Origin of the sequence: Actinacidiphila sp. bgisy160, assembly GCF_965342435.1 — a bacterium.
Classification (GTDB): Bacteria; Actinomycetota; Actinomycetes; order Streptomycetales; family Streptomycetaceae; genus Actinacidiphila.
The window spans coordinates 24514-45026 of record NZ_CBDRCM010000006.1 but is presented as its reverse complement, the minus strand read 5'-3'; the positions used below and the strand labels follow the sequence as shown (position 1 = coordinate 45026).

Genomic DNA, 20513 nt, shown 5'->3' with positions numbered 1-20513 from the left:
CCTGAACGCCGAGGGGCGCCCGCGCGGTGTTCGCGCGGGCGCCCCTCGTGGGCGGTACGGCTGGTGCTCAGTGCACCGCGTGGACGACGTCCTTCTCCTCGGCGAAGTGGCACGCCGACTCGTGCGCGGCCGGGGTGTCGTCACCCTGGAAGCGCTGCGGGATGGCCAGCAGCGGCTCCTCGGTGGCGCACCGGTCCTGGGCCTTCCAGCAGCGGGTGCGGAAACGGCAGCCCGACGGCGGGTTGGCCGGCGACGGGACGTCACCGGTCAGGATGATGCGCTCGCGGTGCTCGCGCGCCTCCGGGTCCGGCACCGGCACCGCCGACAGCAGGGCCTGGGTGTACGGGTGGGTCGGGTGGTCGTAGATCTCGGTGTCGGTACCGATCTCGGCCATCTTGCCCAGGTACATCACGCCGACGCGGTCCGAGATGTGGCGGACGATCGACAGGTCGTGCGCGATGAAGATGTAGGAGAGGTTGAACTCGTCCTGCAGCTTCTCCATCAGGTTGATCACCTGCGCCTGCACGGAGACGTCCAGCGCCGAGACCGGCTCGTCGCAGATGATGATCTCCGGGTTGAGCGCCAGGCCGCGGGCGATGCCGATGCGCTGCCGCTGGCCGCCGGAGAACTGGTGCGGGTACCGGTTGATGTACTCCGGGTTCAGGCCGACGACGTCCAGCAGCTCCTGCACCTTGCGGCGCCGGTCGCCCTTCGGGGCCACCTCGGGGTGGATGTCGTAGGTCTCGCCGATGATGTCGCCGACCGTCATCCGCGGGTTCAGCGAGGTGTACGGGTCCTGGAACACCATCTGGATGTTCCGGCGCACGGCCTTCAGGGCGCGGCGGGACAGCTTGGTGATGTCCTGCCCCTTGTAGAAGACCTCGCCGGCGGTGGCCCGCTCCAGGTTCATCAGCAGCTTGGCGACGGTCGACTTGCCGCAGCCGGACTCGCCCACGATGCCCAGGGTCTCGCCCTGGTACAGGTCGAAGGAGACCCCGTCGACCGCCTTGACGGCGCCGATCTGCTTCTTGAAGAGGATGCCCTGGGTCAGCGGGAAGTGCTTGACCAGGTTGCGCACCTGGAGGATCGGCTCGCCGCGCTCGACCGGCTTGGCGATCGCGGCCTCCACCGCCGCCACCTCGTCGGAGACGGCCTCGTCGTTCTTGGTGACGTCAGCCATGGATCGTCTCCTTCCAGAAGTGGCACGCGCTGCCGCGGCCCGGCAGCTCGCTGCCGTCCTGCTCGGTCACCCGGTGCAGCGCGGGGACCTCGGTGCGGCAGATGTCCTGCGCCATCTCGCAGCGCGGGTTGAAGGCGCAGCCGGTGGGGATGCGCAGCAGGTTCGGGGGCAGGCCCTTGATCGCGTAGAGCTCCTGGCCCTTCTGGTCCAGGCGCGGGATCGACTCCAGCAGGCCCTTGGTGTACGGGTGCGCCGGGCGCTTGTAGATCTCGTGCACGGGCGCGGTCTCCACGATCCGGCCCGCGTACATCACGGCGATCTTGTCCGCGACGTCGGCGACCACGCCGAGGTCGTGGGTGATGAGGATCAGGCCCATGTTGTACTCGCGCTGCAGGTCCGCGAGCAGGTCCATGACCTGCGCCTGCACCGTCACGTCGAGCGCGGTGGTCGGCTCGTCGGCGATGATCAGCTCGGGCTCCAGGGCGAGCGCCATCGCGATCATGATGCGCTGGCGCATACCGCCGGAGAACTGGTGCGGGTAGTCGTTGACCCGCTCCTTCGCCGCCGGGATGCGGACCCGGTCCATCATCTCGATGGCCTTGGCCTTGGCTTCCTTCTTGGACAGGCCCTGGTGGACCCGGAACATCTCGCCCAGCTGGTAGCCGACGGTGAGCACCGGGTTCAGCGAGGACAGCGCGTCCTGGAAGATCATCGCGATCTTGCGGCCGCGGATCTTCCGGCGCTCCTCGCCCGACATCTTGAGCATGTCGCGGCCCTGGAAGAGGATCTCGCCCTGCGGGATCCTCCCCGGCGGCATGTCGAGGATGCCCATGATCGCCTGCGCGGTGACGGACTTGCCGGAGCCGGACTCGCCCAGCACTGCCAGCGTCTCACCGGCCGACACCGTGTAGTTCACACCGTTGACGGCCTTGGCGACGCCGTCCCGGGTGTGGAACTCCACGTGCAGGTCGCGCACTTCCAGCAGCGGAGCGGCGGCGTCCCCGGTACGGGGCGCGGGCACGTCCGCGTTCTTGTCGATGATGGTCACGTACGCCTCCCTCAGCGCAGCTTGGGGTCGAGGGCGTTGCGGACCGCATCGCCGAGCATGATGAACGCCAGGACCGTGATGCTCAGCATGATCGACGGGTACAGCATGATGTGCTGCGCCGTACGGATCTGCTGGGCACCGCCGGAGATGTCCTGGCCCCAGGAGACCACGGACGTGGGCAGACCGAGGCCGAGGTAGGACAGGGTCGCCTCGGCCGAGATGTAGCCGCCGAGCGCGATGGTGGCGACCACGATCACCGGGGCGACGGCGTTCGGAAGGATGTGCTTCATCAGGATCCGGGTGGTGCTCGCGCCCAGGGCCTGGGCAGCGTGCACGTAGTCGGCCTGCTTGATCGTGATCACCGAACCGCGCATGACACGGGCGATCTGCGTCCAGCCGAGGAAGGCCAGGGCGCCGGAGACCACCCAGACGGTGCGGTTGGTGAAGGAGTTCAGGACGACCAGCGTGCCGAGCAGGAAGGGGACCGCGAAGAAGATGTCGGTGATCCGGGAGAGGATCGTGTCGACCCAGCCGCCAAAGTAGCCGGCGATCATGCCGACCAGGCCGCCCAGCACGGTGACCAGGACGGTCACGCTGATGCCGACCGTGATCGAGGCCCGGGTCCCGTAGATCACTCGGGCGTAGACGCTGCGGCCCTGCCCGTCGTAACCGAGCCACTCCGCCGAGAACACCTTCCCGTACTCGGGCTTGCCCAGGTAGTGGTTCCGCAGGTCGGCGTAGGTCGGCGAGGCGCTGGTGAACAGGCCCGGGAAGATCGCGATGATCAGGAGGAGCAGGATCAGGATGCCGGAGACCACGAAGTAGGGGTTGCGGCGCAGGTCCCGCCAGGCGTCGCCCCACAGGCTGCGCGCCTTCTCCGCCTGGGACACGGCCCCGGTGACGGCAGCGGCGTCCGCGGCCGTGGTGGCCGCCGGGTCCGCGTTCTCGACGGCGGTCTTGGTGACGTCAGGCATAACGGATCCTCGGGTCCAGGACCGCGTAGAGCAGGTCGACGATCAGGCTGGTGAAGAGGAAGACCAGCACGAGGACGGTGACGAGGCCGACCAGCGTGGTCCCCTCGCGGCGCAGGATGGACTCGTAGATCGTGCCGCCGACACCGTGGATGTTGAACAGACCCTCGGTGACGACCGCACCGCCCATCAGGGCGCCGATGTCCGTGCCGAGGAAGGTGACCACCGGGATCATCGAGTTGCGCATCAGGTGCACACCGACCACCCGGCGCCGGGGCAGGCCCTTGGCGACGGCGGTCCGCATGTAGTCGGCGCGCAGGTTCTCGGCTATGGAGGTACGGGTGAGGCGCGCCACGTAGGCCAGCGAGAGGCTGGCCAGCACGATGGCCGGCATCAGCAACTGGCTGTAGTTCGTGTCGTCCTGGACGTTCGGCGTCATCCATCCGAGCTGGAAGGCGAAGACCAGCTTGAAGATGAAGCCGAGGACGAAGACCGGGACCGAGATCAGCAGCAGGGTGAAGATCAGCACCAGCGAGTCGGCGAGCTTGCCCGCCCGCATGCCGGCCCAGACACCGAGGGCGATGCCCACGACCAGCTCGATCACGAAGGAGAGCCCCGCGAGCCGGAACGTCACCGGGAACGCGTCGCCGAGCACGTCCCGCACCGGCCGACCGCTGGCAATCTGATTGCCGAAGTCGAAGTGCAGGATGATGCCCGTCATGTAATCCCAGTACTGCTTCAGGATCGGCTGGTCGAGACCGAGCTCGTGACGGATCCGCGCCACGGTCGCCGGATCGATGCCCTTGTCACCGCCGAGCGCCCGTACGGGGTCGCCGGGGAGGGCATAGACCATGAGAAAGATCAGCAGAGTCGTCCCGATGAAAACCGGGATCATCTGGAGCAGTCGCCGCGCGACGTAACGCCCCATCGTGCCTCCATGTCAGTCGCTGTGGCAGCAGAGACGGGCCCTTCCCCCGTCCTCCCCTTCGGGAAGACGGGAGAAGGGCCCCCCAGCCGTTGCCTGCACCCCGCGCGTCTGACGTCTCCGTCAGCCCCGCACCGGCGTGCTCACTACGCGATGGTTACTTCTTGACCTCGACGCCGGTGAGGATCGGGTCACCGTTCTGGGCGTACTGGACGTTCGAGACGTTCTCCGAGTAGCCGGCGTTGACCTTGTAGTACCAGAGCGGGATGGCGGGCATGAGCTCGACCATCTTCTTCTCGACCGCCTGGTACTCCTTGACCGACTCGTCGAGCGTGGCCGCGGTGTCGGCCTTCTTGATCATCGCGTCCAGCTCCTTGTTGGAGAAGCCGGACTGGTTGCCCGCCGAGGTGGTGGCGTACAGGTCGCGGATGAAGTTGGCGTTCACGGGGTAGTCGAGCACCCAGCCACTGCGGTAGATCGACTTGACCTCCTGGGCGTCGCGGGCGTCCAGGTCGCTCTGGAAGTCGGCCTTGGAGTCGCCGGAGCACTTGACGCCGGTCGCGTTGGTGATGCTGTTGCAGACGGCCTCCACCCACTCCTTGTGGCCGCCGTCGGCGTTGTACTGGATGGAGATCTTGTTGCCGGGGACGCCGCCGCCGGCCTTGATGAGCTCCTTGGCCTTCGCGGGGTCGTACTTGAAGACGTCGCCGCCCACGTTGTCCTGGTAGCCGAGCACGCCCTTGGCGACGAAGCCGGTGGCGGGCTCACGGGTGCCCTGGAGAACGGTCTTGGTGATGGTGTCGCGGTCGATCGCCATCGACAGACCCTGGATGACCTTGGGGTCGACGTTCTTCCACTGCTTGGAGTAGAAGGCCGGGACGATGGACTGGATGGCGGAGTACGCCTGGTCCACGGCGCGGTCGCCGAGGTCGTCACGGTAGACCGGGAGGTCCTTCGGGCCGATCTGACGCAGGACGTCGACGTTGCCGGACTTCAGGTCCTCGTACGCAGCCTCGAGGCCGGTGTAGTTCTTGAAGATCACACCGCCGTTCTTCGCCTTGTCCGGGCCCTTGTAGCCGTCGAAGCGCTTGACCTCGATCTGCTTCTTGTGGTCCCACTTGACGAACTGGTACGGGCCGTTGCCGACCGGGTTCTCACCGGCGGCCTTCGGGTCCTTGTAGAAGGACTCCGGCAGCGGCGAGAACACCTCGTAGCCGAGCTTGTACACGAAGTACGGGATCGGGGTGGTGAGCTCGATGGTGAAGGTCTTGTCGTCGACGACCTTCAGGCCGGACATGGTGTCGGCCTTCGGCTTCGCACCCTCCTTGTCCGGGTGGACGTCGGCGAAGCCCTTGATGTCGGCGAACCACGACGCGTTGGTCTGGGCGTTGTTGATGTTGGCGGCCCAGTTCCACGCCTTGACGTAGGACTCGGCGGTCACCGGAGTGCCGTCGTGGAAGGTCCAGCCGTCCTTCAGGGTGACCGTGAAGGTCTTGTTGTCCTTGGTGTCCACCGACTTGGCGTTCACCATGACGATGTTGCCCTTGGGGTCGTAGTCCACGAGCTGCGCGAACAGCGAGCGGACGACGATGCTGCCGTTGGACTCCATGGTGTTGGCAGGCTGCAGGGGGTTCTGCGGCTCGCCGACCTCGACGGAGAACTTGCCGTTGGGGTTGACGCCGCCAGCGTCGTTCTTGCTGCCCTTGTCACCACCGCCGCCACCGCAAGCGGTAGCAGCCATGGCAACGATGATCGCGCCTGCGACCCAAGTGGCGCTCTTGGCACCGCGCATGGGTTTGCCTCCTCAGGAGTCACTGTTCTTACGTGAAAGGGCCGGCCTCACTGACACCCCTGACAGTGATACCGGTCACCTGTGCTCGTGAGTCGGCGCTCCCCATAAGCGCTTGGACCCATTGACCCGAGCTCAACGGCTCCAACTATCGGTCACGTTGGGCCTACGAACCACACACTTACGATCTCGTTTTGGTCACAACCGGCCCAAAACAATCCCGCAATTCGGACATTTGGATTGTAGACAGACACCGACGAAACGGACTTGTAACACAAGTACCGGTGAACGCCGTCCGGTATCCGGACGTCGCCGGACTGAAATCCGGTTGCCCTCAAAGCGCGTAGATTCCTCGCGAATGTACGTGCCTGACGGGCCGACAGGGAACGAGGTGTCGCGCCCACGCCACTGGCGCAACCGCGACACATCGCCACTCCAGGGGCCGAACCGCGCACAGTGGGCGCCGCCGCGGTGAGTTCGGTCACATCAGGCCCCGCAAAGGCCCCGTGATGTGACCGGCCTCACGGGAGACTGCGCTCCGCTCGCACGGGATCGACGTGGATGTCCGGCGATGTCGTAGCTACGCCACGGCCGTCCGGAACCGGCTGCGAAGCGGCCCGGCCGCCCCCGTGTGACCGGGGACGGCCGGGCCGGTGTCGCACACCGCCGAGGAACCCGTCCGCGCCGCCGGCGCGGACCGCGGGGCCTCAGCGCTTGGCGCGGGACGCGGCGCGGCCGCGCTCCTTCTGGTCCAGGACGACCTTGCGGATGCGGACGGTCTCCGGGGTCACCTCGACGCACTCGTCGTCGCGGCAGAACTCCAGGGACTGCTCCAGGGAGAGCTTGCGCGGCGGCACGATGGACTCGGCCACGTCCGCGGTCGAGGACCGCATGTTCGTGAGCTTCTTCTCCTTGGTGATGTTGACGTCCATGTCGTCGGCGCGGGAGTTCTCGCCGACGATCATGCCCTCGTACACCTCGGTGCCCGGCTCCACGAAGAGCACGCCGCGCTCCTGCAGGTTGGTCATCGCGAAGGCCGTGACGGCACCGGCACGGTCGGCGACCAGGGAGCCGTTGTTGCGGGTCACCAGCGTGCCGAACCAGGGCTCGTGGCCCTCGTGGATGGAGTGGGCGATGCCCGTGCCGCGGGTGTTGGTCAGGAACTCGGTCCGGAAGCCGATCAGACCGCGGGACGGCACGATGAACTCCATGCGGACCCAGCCGGAGCCGTGGTTCGACATGTTGTCCATCCGGCCCTTGCGGGTGCCCATGAGCTGCGTCACCGCGCCCATGTGCTCCTCGGGCACGTCGATGGTGATCCGCTCCACCGGCTCGTGGACCTTGCCGTCGATCTCGCGGGTGACCACCTGCGGCTTGCCGACGGTCAGCTCGAAGCCCTCCCGGCGCATCGTCTCGACCAGGATGGCCAGCGCCAGCTCACCGCGCCCCTGCACCTCCCAGGCGTCGGGGCGCTCGGTCGGCAGCACACGGAGACTGACGTTGCCGATCAGCTCGCGGTCCAGCCGGTCCTTGACCAGACGAGCGGTGACCTTGCGGTCCTTGACCGCCGACTTGTCGGCGCCCTTGCCGCCGGGGCCGCGGCCGACCAGCGGGGAGGTGTTGGTGCCGATCGTCATGGAGATCGCCGGCTCGTCCACCGTGATCAGCGGGAGCGCGACCGGGTTCTCCGGGTCGGCCAGCGTCTCGCCGATGGTGATCTCGGGGATGCCCGCGACGGCGCAGATGTCGCCGGGGCCGGCCTTCTCGGCGGGCTTGCGGGTGAGCGCCTCGGTCATCATCAGCTCGGTGATGCGGACGTTCTGGATCGAGCCGTCGCGCTTCATCCACGCGACCGTCTGGCCCTTCTTGAGCTCGCCCTGCTCGACGCGGAGCAGCGCGATACGGCCCAGGAAGTTGTCGGCGTCCAGGTTGGTGACGTGCGCCTGCAGCGGGGCGCTCTCGTCGTAGGACGGGGCCGGGACGTGCTCCAGCAGGGTGGAGAAGAAGGGCTCCAGGCTGTCGCTGTCGGCCGGGACGGTGCCGTCCTCCGGCTTGGTGAGAGAGGCCACACCGTCACGCGCGCAGGCGTAGACGATCGGGAACTCGATCTGCTCCTCGGTCGCGTCCAGGTCCAGGAACAGGTCGTACGCCTCGTTGACGACCTCGTCGATCCGGGAGTCCGGGCGGTCGGTCTTGTTGATGCAGAGGATGACCGGCAGCTTCGCGGCCAGCGCCTTGCGCAGCACGAAGCGGGTCTGCGGCAGCGGGCCCTCGGAGGCGTCCACGAGCAGCACGACCGCGTCGACCATCGACAGACCGCGCTCGACCTCACCACCGAAGTCGGCGTGGCCGGGGGTGTCGATGATGTTGATCGTGATCGGCTCGCCACCGTCCTTGGGGTGGTACTTCACCGCGGTGTTCTTGGCGAGAATGGTGATGCCCTTCTCGCGCTCCAGGTCGTTGGAGTCCATCACGCGGTCGTCCACGTGCTGGTGCGCTGCGAAGGCTCCCGCCTGCTTGAGCATGGCGTCGACCAGTGTCGTCTTCCCGTGGTCGACGTGGGCGACGATGGCGACATTACGAATGTCGTTGCGCGTGGGCATACTGCGGCGCTTCTCCCGGGTTGGTGGGTGTGGCGGCATACCCTCGTCGGCACACCTGCCGCCGGGCGAGTCGAGCCACGGCCTCACTCCATGGTACGGGGCTCGGGCGGCGGAGACCGCCCGGGCATGATCGCCGCTGTCGTCACGGGCTCACGCGGTGGCCGTGTGCGGGACCGGTTCCGCCCGTGGGCCGAGGCCGAGCGCCTGCGCCAGGCGCTCGAGCACGGGCAGCGCCGGTTCGGTGCCTCCCGCCTCGGAGCGGGCCACGGCGGACTGGGCCAGCCGTGCCCGGCGGCGGAGATCCGACCGGGCATGGACAGCTCAAGGCGACGGTGACGCACTGCGGCCCGAGCTCGTGCGGCAGCCGGGCCGCCGCGTACTCCTCCTCGATCTCAGGGGTGACCTCGCGGCCCCTTCGCGCCTCGGCGAGCGTTGCCGGGGGTGGCCCTCTGGAGGAGGCCGAGCAGTCGCTCACCCGGAAGAAGAGGTCACTTCCTGAAGCCGATGTCCTGGAAGCGCGGCGTCGCGAAGCCGAAGGCGCCCGCGTTGAGGACGTCCTTGCGCAGCGCGACCAGCTCGGGGCGCTGGTAGAGGGGGATGGACCCGGCGGCCGCCCAGATGCGGGCGTCGGCGCGGGCGGCGAAGTCGCGGGCCTTGACCGGGTCGAGTTCGCCGGCGGCCTGGTCGAAGAGCTGGTCGATGAGGTCGGTGCCCACCCGGGGATAGTTCTGCGCGACCACCAGCGAGCCGTCCGGCGCGGGCTCGGGCTTGGCGAAGATGGGGCGGGTGTCGGTCGCCGGGAAGGCGGTGCCGGGCCAGCCGTAGAGGGTGAGGTCGAAGTCTCCGGCCGCGATGTGGTCGCGGAAGAAGCTGTCGTCGGCGACCCGCTGCAGCTCGGTGCGCACGCCGATGCCGGAGAGCATGGTGGCGATGCGGTCGCCGACCGCGTTCAGGGTCGTCGAGGACTTGGGCAGCACGAAGCGCAGCGTCAGCGCCTTGCCGTTCTTGCGCAGCACCGTCTTGGCCGGTTCGACGACGCTGACCTCGACCTTGTGCACGGGCGCCGCCTGGTTGCGCTCCGCCGCCCCGGCACCGGGGCGGGCGCCTGTCCCGGCCCCGGGATCCAGGGCGGTGCGCTGCCAGCCCGCGTCGGCCAGGAGGGCGCGGGCGGCCTTCGTGTCGGACGTGCCCAGGGCGGAGCTGTGGTCGGCGTACCCGGCCTGGGTGAGCAGCAGCAGATGGTTGCCGAGCGGTTCGTCGGGCAGGCCGAGCGGTCCCAGCACCGACTTGGCGATGGCCCGGCGGTCCACCGCGCGGGCCACGGCGTGCCGCACCTGCTCGTCGGCGAGCGGCCCGGTGGAACCGTTGAGGGCGAGCTGGGTGTAGGAGGCGGCGCGCGTCCGGTAGACGGCCACGTGCTTGCCGGTCACGTCGCGGTCGACCTCCGCCACGTCCAGCTTGCCGGAGGCCAGGTCGGCGGCCCTCTGGTGGGCGGGCGTGGCGGCGAGGACCAGCTGGGACAGCTTGGCGCGGTCGCCCCACCACTTGGTGTTGCGGACCAGCGTGACGGACTTCCCGCTCACGCTGCCCAGCGCGAAGGGCCCGCCGGCCACCGGCAGGGTCCGGCGCGCCCCCTCGTTGAAGGCCTTGGATGTGCCGGTGACGCCCTTGGGGTAGAGAGGGGTGAACAGCGACTGCCAGTCCGCGTACCGCTTGCCGAAGGTGACCTTCACCTCGTGCGCGCCCTTGCCGGCCGTGACGGAGGAGATCCGGTCGTACCCGGCGTTGCGCGCGGTCCAGTACGCGTCGTCGGTGCCGCGCAGCGCCTTCCACTGGGCGGCGAAGTCGGCGGCGCCGATCGGGCGGCCGTCGCTCCAGACCGCCTTCGGGTTGAGCCGGTACGACACGACCTGCTGCGGCTCGCTCCGCACCACCTTCGCCGACCGCAGCAGATCGGTGTCCATCTGCGGGCGGCCCTTGCCGTCCAGCCGGAAGGCAGCCGGCAGCACGGCCCCGGCGACCAGGGCGGTGGCCTCGTTCGCCCCGGCCTGGAACGCGTTCAGGGTGCCGGGGGCCGCGTCCACGGCCCAGCGCAGGGTGCCCCCGTCGCGTACCCCGTCCCGGGGCGCCGAGGCGAGGTCGGTCCCTGCGAGGGGGTCGTCCTTGCCGGCGGAGCACCCGGCGGAGGCGGCGACCGCGGCGGCCAGTGCCACGGCGGTCGCGGAGCGGATCAAGGTGGCGCTGCGGGCCATGCGTGCGTACCTCCGCGAGGGGGCCGTGATCACGGGACGGTCTATTTGCCGCTTATCGCACCTACTGAAAGCCATTCCGCGGCCCCGGACGCCTTCGACACGTCGCGCGCCCCCTCCTCCCACCCACCCGGCGCAACGCCCCCGCGACCCCCGCCCCGGTGCGCCGGTCGCCACCCCCGCACGGGTGCGCGGCCTTAGGGGGAATCGCGCGCCACGGCGCGTTCGCACCGGGCGCGCGCCACCCATAGGTGGGAGAATCCCTGCAGATCTCTTCCCAAGCGCGACTGTGACGCGCGACACTCGCTTGGCGCTAGCGTCGTGCACCCGCAACGTGGCGGAGGTGAGGACAGCCATGTCCCTGCAGGACGAACTTGCATCGGTACAACGCCGGCTCGATGAACTGGGCCGGGCCGTGTCCAAGCTGGAGCAGCACGTCGGCGACAGCCTGGACATGAGACGCGTGCGTGCCGACACCAAGCACCTCAGCGACGATCTCGCGCTGCTGCGCGACAGCGTCGGCACCACCACCCCGGCCGGTCAGAAGCCGCGCCAGGAGATGGTGACGATCCCGGATACGCCGTACGACCCCAGTCTCTGGTCCGGCGCGGAAGACGAAGGGCTGGGGGCGCCGGACCGCCGAGCGCCCTAGGGAGTAGTCCTTGGCCACCGACACACAACCCCCCGCTCCACCGACTCCGCCCGCTCCACCCGCGCGCCACGGCGTCCTTTCCGCCGGGCGCGCGGCCATTCCGGCACGGCATCTGCGCACCGACCGCTGGTGGCTGCAGCCCCTGCTGACCGCGCTCGGGCTGAGCGCCTTCGTCGTCTACTCGACGTGGCGGGCCTTCGCGAACGCGCACTACTACGCCGAGCCGTACGTCTCGCCGTTCTACTCGCCCTGCCTGGGCTCCACTTGCGTGGACATGCCGCTCGGCGCCCGCTGGCCACTCTTCGGCGACTGGTGGGGGCTGTCCCCTGCCCTGCTGGTGCTGATCTTCCCGCTGGGCTTCCGCCTCACCTGCTACTACTACCGGAAGGCGTACTACCGCGGCTTCTGGGCCTCGCCGCCCGCCTGCGCGGTCGCCGAGCCGCACGAGAAGTACACCGGTGAGACGCGGTTCCCGCTGATCCTGCAGAACATCCACCGGTACTTCTTCTACTTCGCCATCCCGGTCGCCGCGATCCTGACCTACGACGTCGTGCTCGCCTTCCGGGACGAGCACGGGGCGTGGGGCCACATGGGCCTGGGCACCCTGGTGCTGCTGGTGAACATCGCCCTGATCTGGGCGTACACCGTCTCGTGCCACTCCTGCCGGCACATCGTCGGCGGCCGCCTGCGGCACTTCTCCAAGCACCCGGTGCGGTACCGCATGTGGACCTGGGTGGGGAAGCTCAACTCCCGCCACATGCTGCTGGCCTGGCTGTCGCTGGCGAGCGTGGCGCTCGCCGATCTCTATGTCTACCTGGTCGCCAGTGGGGCGTTCGACGATCCGAGGTTCTTCTGATGGCACAAGTCGAACGGCACGCGTACGACGTCGTCGTGGTCGGCGCGGGCGGGGCGGGGCTGCGCGCCGCCATCGAGGCGCGCGAGCAGGGCATGCGTACCGCCGTGATCTGCAAGTCGCTCTTCGGTAAGGCCCACACGGTGATGGCCGAGGGCGGCATCGCCGCGAGCATGGCCAACGTCAATCCGCACGACAACTGGCAGGTCCACTTCCGCGACACCATGCGCGGCGGGAAGTTCCTCAACCAGTGGCGGATGGCGGAACTGCACGCCCGGGAGGCGCCGGACCGGGTGTGGGAGCTGGAGACCTGGGGCGCGCTCTTCGACCGCACGAAGGACGGGAGGATCTCCCAGCGCAACTTCGGCGGCCACGAGTACCCGCGCCTGGCGCACGTCGGCGACCGCACGGGCCTGGAGCTGATCCGCACCCTGCAGCAGAAGATCGTCTCGCTGCAGCAGGAGGACCACCGCGAGTACGGGGACTACGAGGCCCGGCTGAAGGTCTTCCAGGAGTGCACGGTCACCCGGGTGCTCAAGGAGGACGAGCGGAGCGAGATGGGGGTACCCCCCGGCCGGAGTCCCGGGGGGAGGGTCTCCGGCGTCTTCGGCTACGTCCGCGAGTCGGGGCGCTTCTTCGTCATCGAGGCGCCCGCCGTGGTGCTGGCGACCGGCGGCATCGGCAAGTCCTTCAAGGTGACGTCGAACTCCTGGGAGTACACCGGCGACGGGCACGCCCTGGCGCTGCTGGCCGGGGCACCGCTGATCAACATGGAGTTCGTGCAGTTCCACCCGACGGGGATGGTCTGGCCGCCGTCGGTGAAGGGCATCCTCGTCACCGAGTCGGTCCGCGGCGACGGCGGGGTGCTGCGCAACTCCGAGGGCAAGCGGTTCATGTTCGACTACGTCCCGGACGTCTTCAAGGAGAAGTACGCGCAGAGCGAGGACGAGGGCGACCGCTGGTACGAGGACCCGGACAACAACCGCCGGCCGCCGGAGCTGCTCCCCCGCGACGAGGTGGCCCGGGCGATCAACTCCGAGGTCAAGGCCGGTCGTGGTTCCCCGCACGACGGGGTGTTCCTGGACGTCTCGACCCGGTTGCCCGCCGAGGTCATCCGGCGCAAACTGCCCTCGATGCACCACCAGTTCAAGGAACTGGCGGACGTCGACATCACCGCCGAGGCCATGGAGGTCGGCCCCACCTGCCACTACGTGATGGGCGGCGTGGACGTCGACCCGGACACGGCGGCGGCGACCGGGGTGCCCGGGCTGTTCGCGGCGGGCGAGGTGGCCGGCGGCATGCACGGCTCCAACCGGCTGGGCGGCAACTCGCTCTCCGACCTGCTGGTCTTCGGGCGCCGGGCGGGCCTGCACGCGGCCGAGTACGCGGCCGGGCTCGGCGGCACGCGGCCGGCCGTCGCGGAGTGGCAGGTCGACACCGCCGCGGCGGAGGCGCTGCGGCCGTTCAGCGCGGAGGCCGGAGCCGTGCCGGACGGGGTCCCGGAGAATCCGTACACGCTCCACCAGGAGCTGCAGCAGACGATGAACGACCTGGTCGGCATCATCCGCCGGCAGAGCGAGATGGAGGAGGCGCTGATCCGGCTGGAGGCCCTGCGGGTGCGGGCCCGGCGGGCCGGCGTCGAGGGGCACCGGCAGTTCAACCCGGGCTGGCACCTCGCCATCGACCTGCGGAACATGCTGCTGGTGAGCGAGTGCGTGGCCCGGGCGGCGCTGGAGCGCACCGAGTCCCGGGGCGGTCACACCCGGGACGACTACCCGGAGATGGATCGCCGCTGGCGCAAGCTCAACCTGGTCTGTGCACTGGCCGACCCGGCGGACGCGTTCGGCGAGGTGTCGGTCAGGCGGCGCGAGATGGACCCGATCCGGCCCGATCTGCTCGCGCTGTTCGAGAACGACGAGCTGCTGAAGTACCTGACGGACGAGGAGCTGGACCGGTGAGCACGTACACGGCGCACTTCAGGGTCTGGCGCGGCGACGCGGACGGCGGCGGGCTGCAGGACTACCGGGTCGAGGTCAACGACGGCGAGGTGGTCCTCGACATCATCCACCGGCTGCAGGCCACCCAGGCGGGCGACCTGGCGGTACGGTGGAACTGCAAGGCCGGCAAGTGCGGCTCGTGCAGCGCGGAGGTCAACGGCAGACCGCGGCTGATGTGCATGACCCGCATGTCGGTGTTCGACCGGGACGAGACCATCACCGTCACGCCGATGCGGACCTTCCCCGTGGTGCGGGACCTGGTGACCGACGTGTCCTTCAACTACGAGAAGGCGCGGGAGGTGCCCTCCTTCGTCCCGCCCGAGGGCGTGGCGCCGGGCGAGTACCGGATGCTCCAGGAGGACGTGGAGCGCTCGCAGGAGTTCCGCAAGTGCATCGAGTGCTTCCTGTGCCAGGACATCTGCCACGTGGTCCGTGACCACGAGGAGAACAAGAAGGTGTTCGCCGGTCCGCGCTTCCTGATGCGGGTGGCGGAGCTGGACATGCACCCGCTGGACGCGGCGCAGGAGCAGGGCCTGGACCGCAAGCGGTCGGCCCAGGACGAGCACGGGCTCGGGTACTGCAACATCACCAAGTGCTGCACCGAGGTCTGCCCCGAGCACATCAAGATCACCGACAATGCGCTCATCCCGCTCAAGGAGCGCGCGGTGGACCGCAAGTACGACCCGCTGGTCTGGCTCGGCAACAGGATCCGGCGCAGGACCTGAACCGCCCGGTCCGCTCCCGCGGTGGAGGCGCTGCTCAAAAGAGGCTGAGCAGCGCCTCTATCGTGTCCTCGCCCGTGCTGCCGCCGCCGTCCGAGGGCAGGTCCAGCTCGAACCAGACGGTCTTGCCGCGGTGGGTGCGGCGGGAGCCCCAGCGGCTGCTGAGCAGGGAGACCAGTTGCAGTCCGCGGCCGCCCTCGTCGGTGGCGCGGGCACGCCGGCGGCGCGGCTGGACGAGCGCGTCGTCCCAGACCTCGCAGACCAGGGTGCGGTCGCGCAGCAGGCGCAGCCGGATGTCGCCCTGGCCGTGCCGCAGGGCGTTGGTGACCAGTTCGCTGACGAGCAGTTCGGTGGTGTCGACCAGCGCGGCCAGGTCCCAGGCGAGCAGGCAGTCGCGGGCCAACTCGCGGGCGCGGGCCACGGAGCGGGGGTTGGGCTCCAGCGTCCAGTCGCCGACGGAGTCGTCGGGCAGGCCGTGGACGCGGGCCATGAGCAGGGCGATGTCGTCCTCGCCGTGGGCGGTGTCGAGCCGGGCGAGTATGTGGTCGCAGACGTCCTCCAGCGGGCGCTGGGGTTCGTCGAGCGCGGCGCGGAAGGCGCGCAGGCCCTCGTCGAGGGGGTGGTTGCGGGACTCGACGAGGCCGTCGGTGTAGAGGGCGAGGAGCGCGCCGTCCGGCAGGTCGACCTCGACCTCCTCGAAGGGCTCGCCGCCGACGCCCAGCGGCATGCCGGTGGGCACCTCCAGCATCATGGCCTGCTCGCCGGGTTCGACCAGGACCGGCGGCAGATGGCCGGCGTTGGCGATGGTGACCCGTCGCGTTATGGCGTCGTAGACGGCGTAGACGCAGGTGGCGAGGTACACCTCGGACAGGTCCGAGCCGTCGGCCTCCTTGCCGCGCCGACCGCTGCGGCCGTCGCCGCTGCCGCCGAGGCCGCGGGCGACCTCGTCGAGGGCGGAGAGCACGTCGGCGGGTTCGATGTCCAGCAGCGCCAGGGTACGTACGGCGGTGCGCAGCTCACCCATGGCGACGGCGGCGCGCAGTCCGCGGCCCATGACGTCGCCGACGACCAGCGCGGTGCGGTGGCCGGGGAGTTCGATGACGTCGAACCAGTCGCCGCCGACCTCGGTCTCCATGTTGCCGGGCAGGTAGCGGCAGGCGATGTCGAGTCCGGCGGCCTCGGGGTTGCCGGGCGGGAGCAGGCTGCGCTGCAGGATGAGGGCGCGTTCGTGCTCGCGCCGGTAGAGCCGGGCGTTGTCGATGAAGACGGCGGCGCGGGCGGCGAGTTCCTCGGCGAGCATCCGGTCGCGCTCGGAGAACGGTTCGCTGCCCTTGGCGCGGGCGAACTGGACCAGCCCCAGGACGGTGTCGCGGGCGACGACGGGCACGGCGAGGGTGGACTGCACCAGGCCCCCGCCGAGTTCGCCGAGCTCCACCTCCGGGTCGCCGCCGTCGGCGCCCATGACCTGGGTCTGGGCGGTGCGCAGGGCCCCCGCCCAGGGCGAGTTGAAGGGGTAGCGGTGGACCGCGCCCACCGAGACCGGGCCGCCGGCGTGGCCGCCGTCCAGGGGGGCCACGGGCGCGTCGGAGACAGCGCTGGCGAAGGCGACCCGCCGGACCTCGCCGCTCCCGTCGGCGGTGCCGACGGGGCCTTCCTCGCCGACCAGGAGCGCCTGGTAGAGGTCGACGGAGGCCAGGTCGCAAAAGTGCGGAACGGCGACGTCGAGCAGTTCGCGGGCGGTGGTCTCCAGATCCAGGGAGCTGCCGATCCGCCTGCTGGCCTCGTTGAGCAGGGCCAGGTTGCGGCGGGTGTGCGCGGCCTCCCGCTCGGCGCGCTGGCGCCCGGTGACGTCCTGGGCGAGACCGGCGACACCGATGGGGCGGCCGCTGCCGCTGTGCAGCCGGTACAGCGAGATCGCCCAGCGCCTGCGGTTGTTGGCGCCGGACCCCGAAGGGACGGTGCCGACGATCGTCATGTCCAGGACCGGGTCGCCGCTGTCCAGCACCTGCTTGAGCGCGGCGGTGAGCCGGTCGGCCTCGACGCGGGAGAGGAAGTCGTGCGGGGTGCGGCCGCGGTGGTCGCCGGGGCTGCGTCCGAAGACGGTGGCGAAGCGCTGGTTGACGCGGAGCAGCTTGAGGTTGGTGTCGAAGAGGATGAAGCCCATCGGCGACTGGCCGAAGACAGCCTGCGAGGAGGCGATATCGGTCTCGATCTGGCGCAGCACGCGGACGTCCACGGCGATGCAGAGTGCCCCGCGCCGGCCCGTCTCGCTGCGCGAGGGCATCACGTAGACCTCGGCCAGCCCCTCCTGGCCCGCCTTGTCGCGGTAGGGCACGGTGCCGATCCACTCGCGGCCGTCGAGGATCTCCGCGATCCGCTCGTGCGCCCGGGTACGCCGGTCCTCGGGGACGAAGGCGGCGATCGGGTCCTGGCCGAGCGCCTCGGACGCGGGAACGCCGAAGAAGTCCTCGGCGCGCTCGCTCCATTGCTCGATCCGCCCGTCCGGGCCGAGGGAGAACGAGGCCACCCGGATGTAGTCGTAGAGGGAGCCGGGCGGACTGGACTGCCAGGCGCTCTGTGTCACGGCCTCAGGGTTCCGGGGCCCAACAACCCCCGACGGCTCATCGTTCACGCCCGACCCCTCCAGCTCACACATACGGACCGGCTGGTGCCGAGTATTCAGCATTACCCCCGTTCCGCACATGCACTTGTCGATCACAGCATCATCTCGAGGCGTATGAATTCCGCTGACGCCCCACTTCAACTACCCTGCTCCGGCCCGCCGAACCGTGCGTGACCGGTCATCCGAGGGGGCCGCCCGCGACGGTCGCCGGGGCGGGGAAGGCAAGCTCGAACCAGACGGTCTTTCCCAGCGGGCCGTGCCGGGTGCCCCAGCGCCGGGAAGCGTGGGCCACCAGTTGCAGCCCGCGGCCGCCCTCGTCCTCCTCGCCCGTGGCGCGGCGGCGGGGCGGGTCGGGCAGCGGGTCGGAGACCTCGACGAGCAGCGAGGTGCCGCGCACCATGCGCACGCCGATCGGACCGCGCGCGTACCGCAGGGAGTTGGTGACGAGTTCGCTGACGAGCAGCACGGTGACGTCGGTGAGGTCGCGCAGCCCCCACTCCGCGAGGGTCTGCCGTACGTGCCGCCGGGCACGGCGGACGGCGCTCGGCTCGGCCCTGAACGTCCAGTGGACGGTGCTGCCCTCCGGGAGGCCGCCGAGACGGGCCATGAGCAGGGCCACGTCGTCGGGTTCACGGCCCTGGGCGAGGGTGGCCAGCAGGTCGTCGCAGGCCTCCTCCAGGGAGCGCAGCGGACGGCGGGCGAGCACCGACCGCAGCCGGTCCATGCCGACTCCGATGTCCTCGCCGCGCGCCTCGACCAGGCCGTCGGTGTAGAGCACGAGGACGGAGCCGTCGGGCACCTCGAGTTCGACCGACTCGAAGTCCACGCCGCCGACGCCGAGCGGCACCCCGGCCGGGGACTCCAGCAGCCGGGCCCGGCCACCCCCGTGGGCGCCCGGCTCCACCAGCACCGGCGGCGGGTGCCCGGCGCGGGCCACGGCCAGTCGCAGCGTGGAGGGGTCGTAGACGGCGTAGACGCAGGTCGCCGTCCAGCCCTCGGCGGTGCCCGCGGCGAGGTCGTCGCCGAGGTCGTCGACACGGCGCAGCAGTTCCTCCGGCGCCATCTCCAACGCGGCCAGGGTCCGTACGGCGGTGCGCAGCCGGCCCATCGTGGCGGCGGCGCGCAGCCCGTGGCCGATGACGTCCCCGACGACGAGGGCGACCCGGCCGCCGGCGAGCGGGATGACGTCGAACCAGTCGCCGCCCGCCGCCGCCCCGGTGCTGGCGGGCACGTAGCGGAAGGCGAGGCCGACGCCGGGCGGCTCGGGCACGCTGCGCGGCAGCAGGCTGCGCTGCAGCATCAGGGCGCCCTCGCGTTCGCGGATGTAGAGGCGGGCGTTGTCCAGGGCGGCGGCGGAGCGGTCGCACAGTTCCATGGCGAGGTCGACGTCGTCCTGGTCGAAGGGTTCGCGCCCGCCGGCGCGGCTGACGACCAGCAGCCCGAGGACGATGCCGCGGGCCCGCAGCGGGGCGACCAGCAGCGAGCGGACGCCGAGGTCCAGGGCGGCCTGCACCTTGGGGTCGCCGGGGAAGGTGGCGACGGAGTCGCGCAATTCGTCCGCGCTGCTCACCAGGGCGGGCCGCGCGCTGTGCAGCACGGAGCCGAAGACGGACGCCCGGTCGACCTGGATCACCTTGCCGATGCCGAGCATCCTGTCGACCAGGGGGCCCTCCTTGACCGCGCCGATGCCGAGCTGGCGCATCTCGGTGCGCTCCCCGTACGGGGCCCCGGGCAGTTCCCCGCCGTCCGGCACGGCCGGGTGCAGGATCACTCCGCTGTAGTCGCAGAACCGCGGTACGACGGTCGTGGCCAGTTGCTCGGCGATCCGCCGTACGTCCAGCAGGTCCGCCAGGCGCGAGCCGACGTCGTTGAGCAGCGCCAGCCTGCGCCGGGTGCGCTCGATCTTCTCGGCGCTCTGCTGACGCTCCGTCACATCCATCACGCTGCAGCTGATGCCCAGCACCCGGCCAGCGCGGTCCTCCAGCCGGTGGTACGACACCGAGCGCCAGCCGCCGGACGGACCCGGCACGACGACGTCGATGACCGGGCGCCCGGTGGCCAGCACGTGCCGCTGGAGGGTGGTGAGCTCGTCGGCGGCCCCGGCGGTCACGATCTCCTCGACGCGGTGGCCGAGGGTGTCCTCGGCGGGGACCGCGTTCATCCGGGTCAGGGCCTCGTTGACGCGGACGTAGCGCAGCTCGGTGTCGAAGATCGCGACCCCGAGGGGCGAGGAGTCGAAGAGCGAGTCGAGTGCCGCCAGGTCGTGCTCCATGCTGCGGACCCGGCTGGTCTCGGCGATCGACACCAGGACGAAGGGCCGGCCGTCGCCGTCCACGAGGAGCGAGGCCCGCGCCTCGACCTGCACCTGGTGGCCGTCGCGGTGCCGGACGGAGAGGATGCCGTCCCAGCCGCCGGTGCGCAGCAGCTCGGCGAGGATGCGTTCGGAGGGGCCGGGGCGGGGCACGGAGGCCGTCCGGCGGGTGGCGGGCGGTGCCTGGCGCGGCCGTCCTTCCTCGCCGAGGTCGATCAGGGCGGAGACCCGGCGGCCCACGATGTGCTCCCCCGCCCAGCCGAGCATCTCCTCGGCGAGGGGGCTCCAGAGCAGGACGCGGCCCGAGGTGTCGAGCATGACGACGGCCAGCCGCAGGGTGTCCAGCAGCGTCCCGGAGGCGGTGGGCCCGCCCGGTACCGGTCCCGTGGGCCCGGGCCGGAGCCCGGCGTGGGCGCGCTCGCGCGCGGCCGCGGACTCGGGGTGTCCCGGTCCCTCGCCCTTCCCTGTACCGTCCTCGCTCCCGCTCACGCGTGGGGACCCCAGACCATTGCAGGGTCACCGGCTCCAGCCGGCCGACCACCTTCGGATCAATCCCCACATACCCGATATTCCTCGCCGCATATCCGTCC

13 protein-coding genes are annotated in these 20513 nt (G+C 70.3%); 4 read left to right on the top strand and 9 right to left on the bottom strand.

Annotated features, from left to right (window positions below; genetic code table 11):
* Positions 1-67 precede the first annotated feature (67 nt).
* The 7 genes from ACRWNP_RS07895 to ACRWNP_RS07865 form a co-directional block, all read right to left on the bottom strand.
* Positions 68-1180 (bottom strand): ABC transporter ATP-binding protein, encoded by a 1113-nt coding sequence (locus tag ACRWNP_RS07895; protein ID WP_431960297.1) that lies wholly within the window; start codon positions 1178-1180, stop codon positions 68-70.
* Entirely contained in the window at positions 1173-2228 is a 1056-nt protein-coding gene (locus ACRWNP_RS07890; protein WP_431960296.1) for an ABC transporter ATP-binding protein, read from the bottom strand. The genes ACRWNP_RS07895 and ACRWNP_RS07890 overlap by 8 nt, the downstream gene beginning before the upstream one ends.
* A gap of 11 nt (positions 2229-2239) precedes the next feature.
* Positions 2240-3202: an ABC transporter permease gene (locus tag ACRWNP_RS07885; RefSeq protein WP_431960294.1), complete on the bottom strand. Its 963-nt coding sequence runs from the start codon at positions 3200-3202 to the stop codon at positions 2240-2242.
* Entirely contained in the window at positions 3195-4127 is a 933-nt protein-coding gene (locus tag ACRWNP_RS07880; RefSeq protein ID WP_431960293.1) for an ABC transporter permease, read from the bottom strand. The genes ACRWNP_RS07885 and ACRWNP_RS07880 overlap by 8 nt, the downstream gene beginning before the upstream one ends.
* Before the next feature lie 154 nt (positions 4128-4281).
* Positions 4282-5916, bottom strand: coding sequence for a peptide ABC transporter substrate-binding protein (locus ACRWNP_RS07875; protein ID WP_431960292.1), 1635 nt, complete (start codon positions 5914-5916; stop codon positions 4282-4284).
* Between the two features lie 704 nt (positions 5917-6620).
* Positions 6621-8516: a translational GTPase TypA gene (gene typA / locus ACRWNP_RS07870; RefSeq protein WP_431960291.1), complete on the bottom strand. Its 1896-nt coding sequence runs from the start codon at positions 8514-8516 to the stop codon at positions 6621-6623.
* Between the two features lie 488 nt (positions 8517-9004).
* Positions 9005-10768 (bottom strand): ABC transporter family substrate-binding protein, encoded by a 1764-nt coding sequence (locus ACRWNP_RS07865; protein WP_431960290.1) that lies wholly within the window; start codon positions 10766-10768, stop codon positions 9005-9007.
* A 352-nt stretch (positions 10769-11120) separates the two neighbouring features.
* Between ACRWNP_RS07865 and ACRWNP_RS07860 the strand changes: the two genes are divergently transcribed.
* The 4 genes from ACRWNP_RS07860 to ACRWNP_RS07845 are packed head-to-tail and all read left to right on the top strand — an operon-like array spanning position 11121 to position 14992.
* A complete protein-coding gene (locus ACRWNP_RS07860; protein WP_431960289.1) occupies positions 11121-11417 on the top strand; it encodes a hypothetical protein in 297 nt (98 codons plus the stop codon).
* A gap of 10 nt (positions 11418-11427) precedes the next feature.
* Positions 11428-12273: a hypothetical protein gene (locus ACRWNP_RS07855; protein WP_431960288.1), complete on the top strand. Its 846-nt coding sequence runs from the start codon at positions 11428-11430 to the stop codon at positions 12271-12273.
* Positions 12273-14228, top strand: coding sequence for a fumarate reductase/succinate dehydrogenase flavoprotein subunit (locus tag ACRWNP_RS07850; RefSeq protein ID WP_431960287.1), 1956 nt, complete (start codon positions 12273-12275; stop codon positions 14226-14228). The genes ACRWNP_RS07855 and ACRWNP_RS07850 overlap by 1 nt, the downstream gene beginning before the upstream one ends.
* Positions 14225-14992, top strand: a complete 768-nt coding sequence (locus tag ACRWNP_RS07845) for a succinate dehydrogenase/fumarate reductase iron-sulfur subunit (RefSeq protein WP_431960286.1) — start codon at positions 14225-14227, stop codon at positions 14990-14992. Before ACRWNP_RS07850 ends, ACRWNP_RS07845 begins: the two co-directional genes overlap by 4 nt.
* Before the next feature lie 34 nt (positions 14993-15026).
* On the opposite strand, the gene ACRWNP_RS07840 is transcribed toward ACRWNP_RS07845, so the two are convergent.
* On the bottom strand, positions 15027-17645 hold the full coding sequence (locus ACRWNP_RS07840; protein ID WP_431960285.1) for a SpoIIE family protein phosphatase: 2619 nt from the start codon (positions 17643-17645) through the stop codon (positions 15027-15029).
* 145 nt (positions 17646-17790) lie between these two features.
* The gene (locus tag ACRWNP_RS07835; protein ID WP_431960284.1) at positions 17791-20412 is read right to left on the bottom strand and encodes a SpoIIE family protein phosphatase; all 2622 of its coding nucleotides are present in this window, start codon (positions 20410-20412) and stop codon (positions 17791-17793) included.
* Positions 20413-20513: the final 101 nt, after the last annotated feature.

Excerpts from the sequence above, each read along its gene's own strand:
- ACRWNP_RS07895 (WP_431960297.1), bottom strand. The coding sequence starts at position 1,180 with ATGGCTGACGTCACCAAGAACGACGAGGCCGTCTCCGACGAGGTGGCG.
- ACRWNP_RS07885 (WP_431960294.1), bottom strand. The coding sequence starts at position 3,202 with ATGCCTGACGTCACCAAGACCGCCGTCGAGAACGCGGACCCGGCGGCC.
- ACRWNP_RS07880 (WP_431960293.1), bottom strand. The coding sequence starts at position 4,127 with ATGGGGCGTTACGTCGCGCGGCGACTGCTCCAGATGATCCCGGTTTTC.
- ACRWNP_RS07875 (WP_431960292.1), bottom strand. The coding sequence starts at position 5,916 with ATGCGCGGTGCCAAGAGCGCCACTTGGGTCGCAGGCGCGATCATCGTT.
- typA (WP_431960291.1), bottom strand. The coding sequence starts at position 8,516 with ATGCCCACGCGCAACGACATTCGTAATGTCGCCATCGTCGCCCACGTC.
- ACRWNP_RS07865 (WP_431960290.1), bottom strand. The coding sequence starts at position 10,768 with ATGGCCCGCAGCGCCACCTTGATCCGCTCCGCGACCGCCGTGGCACTG.
- ACRWNP_RS07860 (WP_431960289.1), top strand. The coding sequence starts at position 11,121 with ATGTCCCTGCAGGACGAACTTGCATCGGTACAACGCCGGCTCGATGAA.
- ACRWNP_RS07850 (WP_431960287.1), top strand. The coding sequence starts at position 12,273 with ATGGCACAAGTCGAACGGCACGCGTACGACGTCGTCGTGGTCGGCGCG.
- ACRWNP_RS07840 (WP_431960285.1), bottom strand. The coding sequence starts at position 17,645 with ATGTGTGAGCTGGAGGGGTCGGGCGTGAACGATGAGCCGTCGGGGGTT.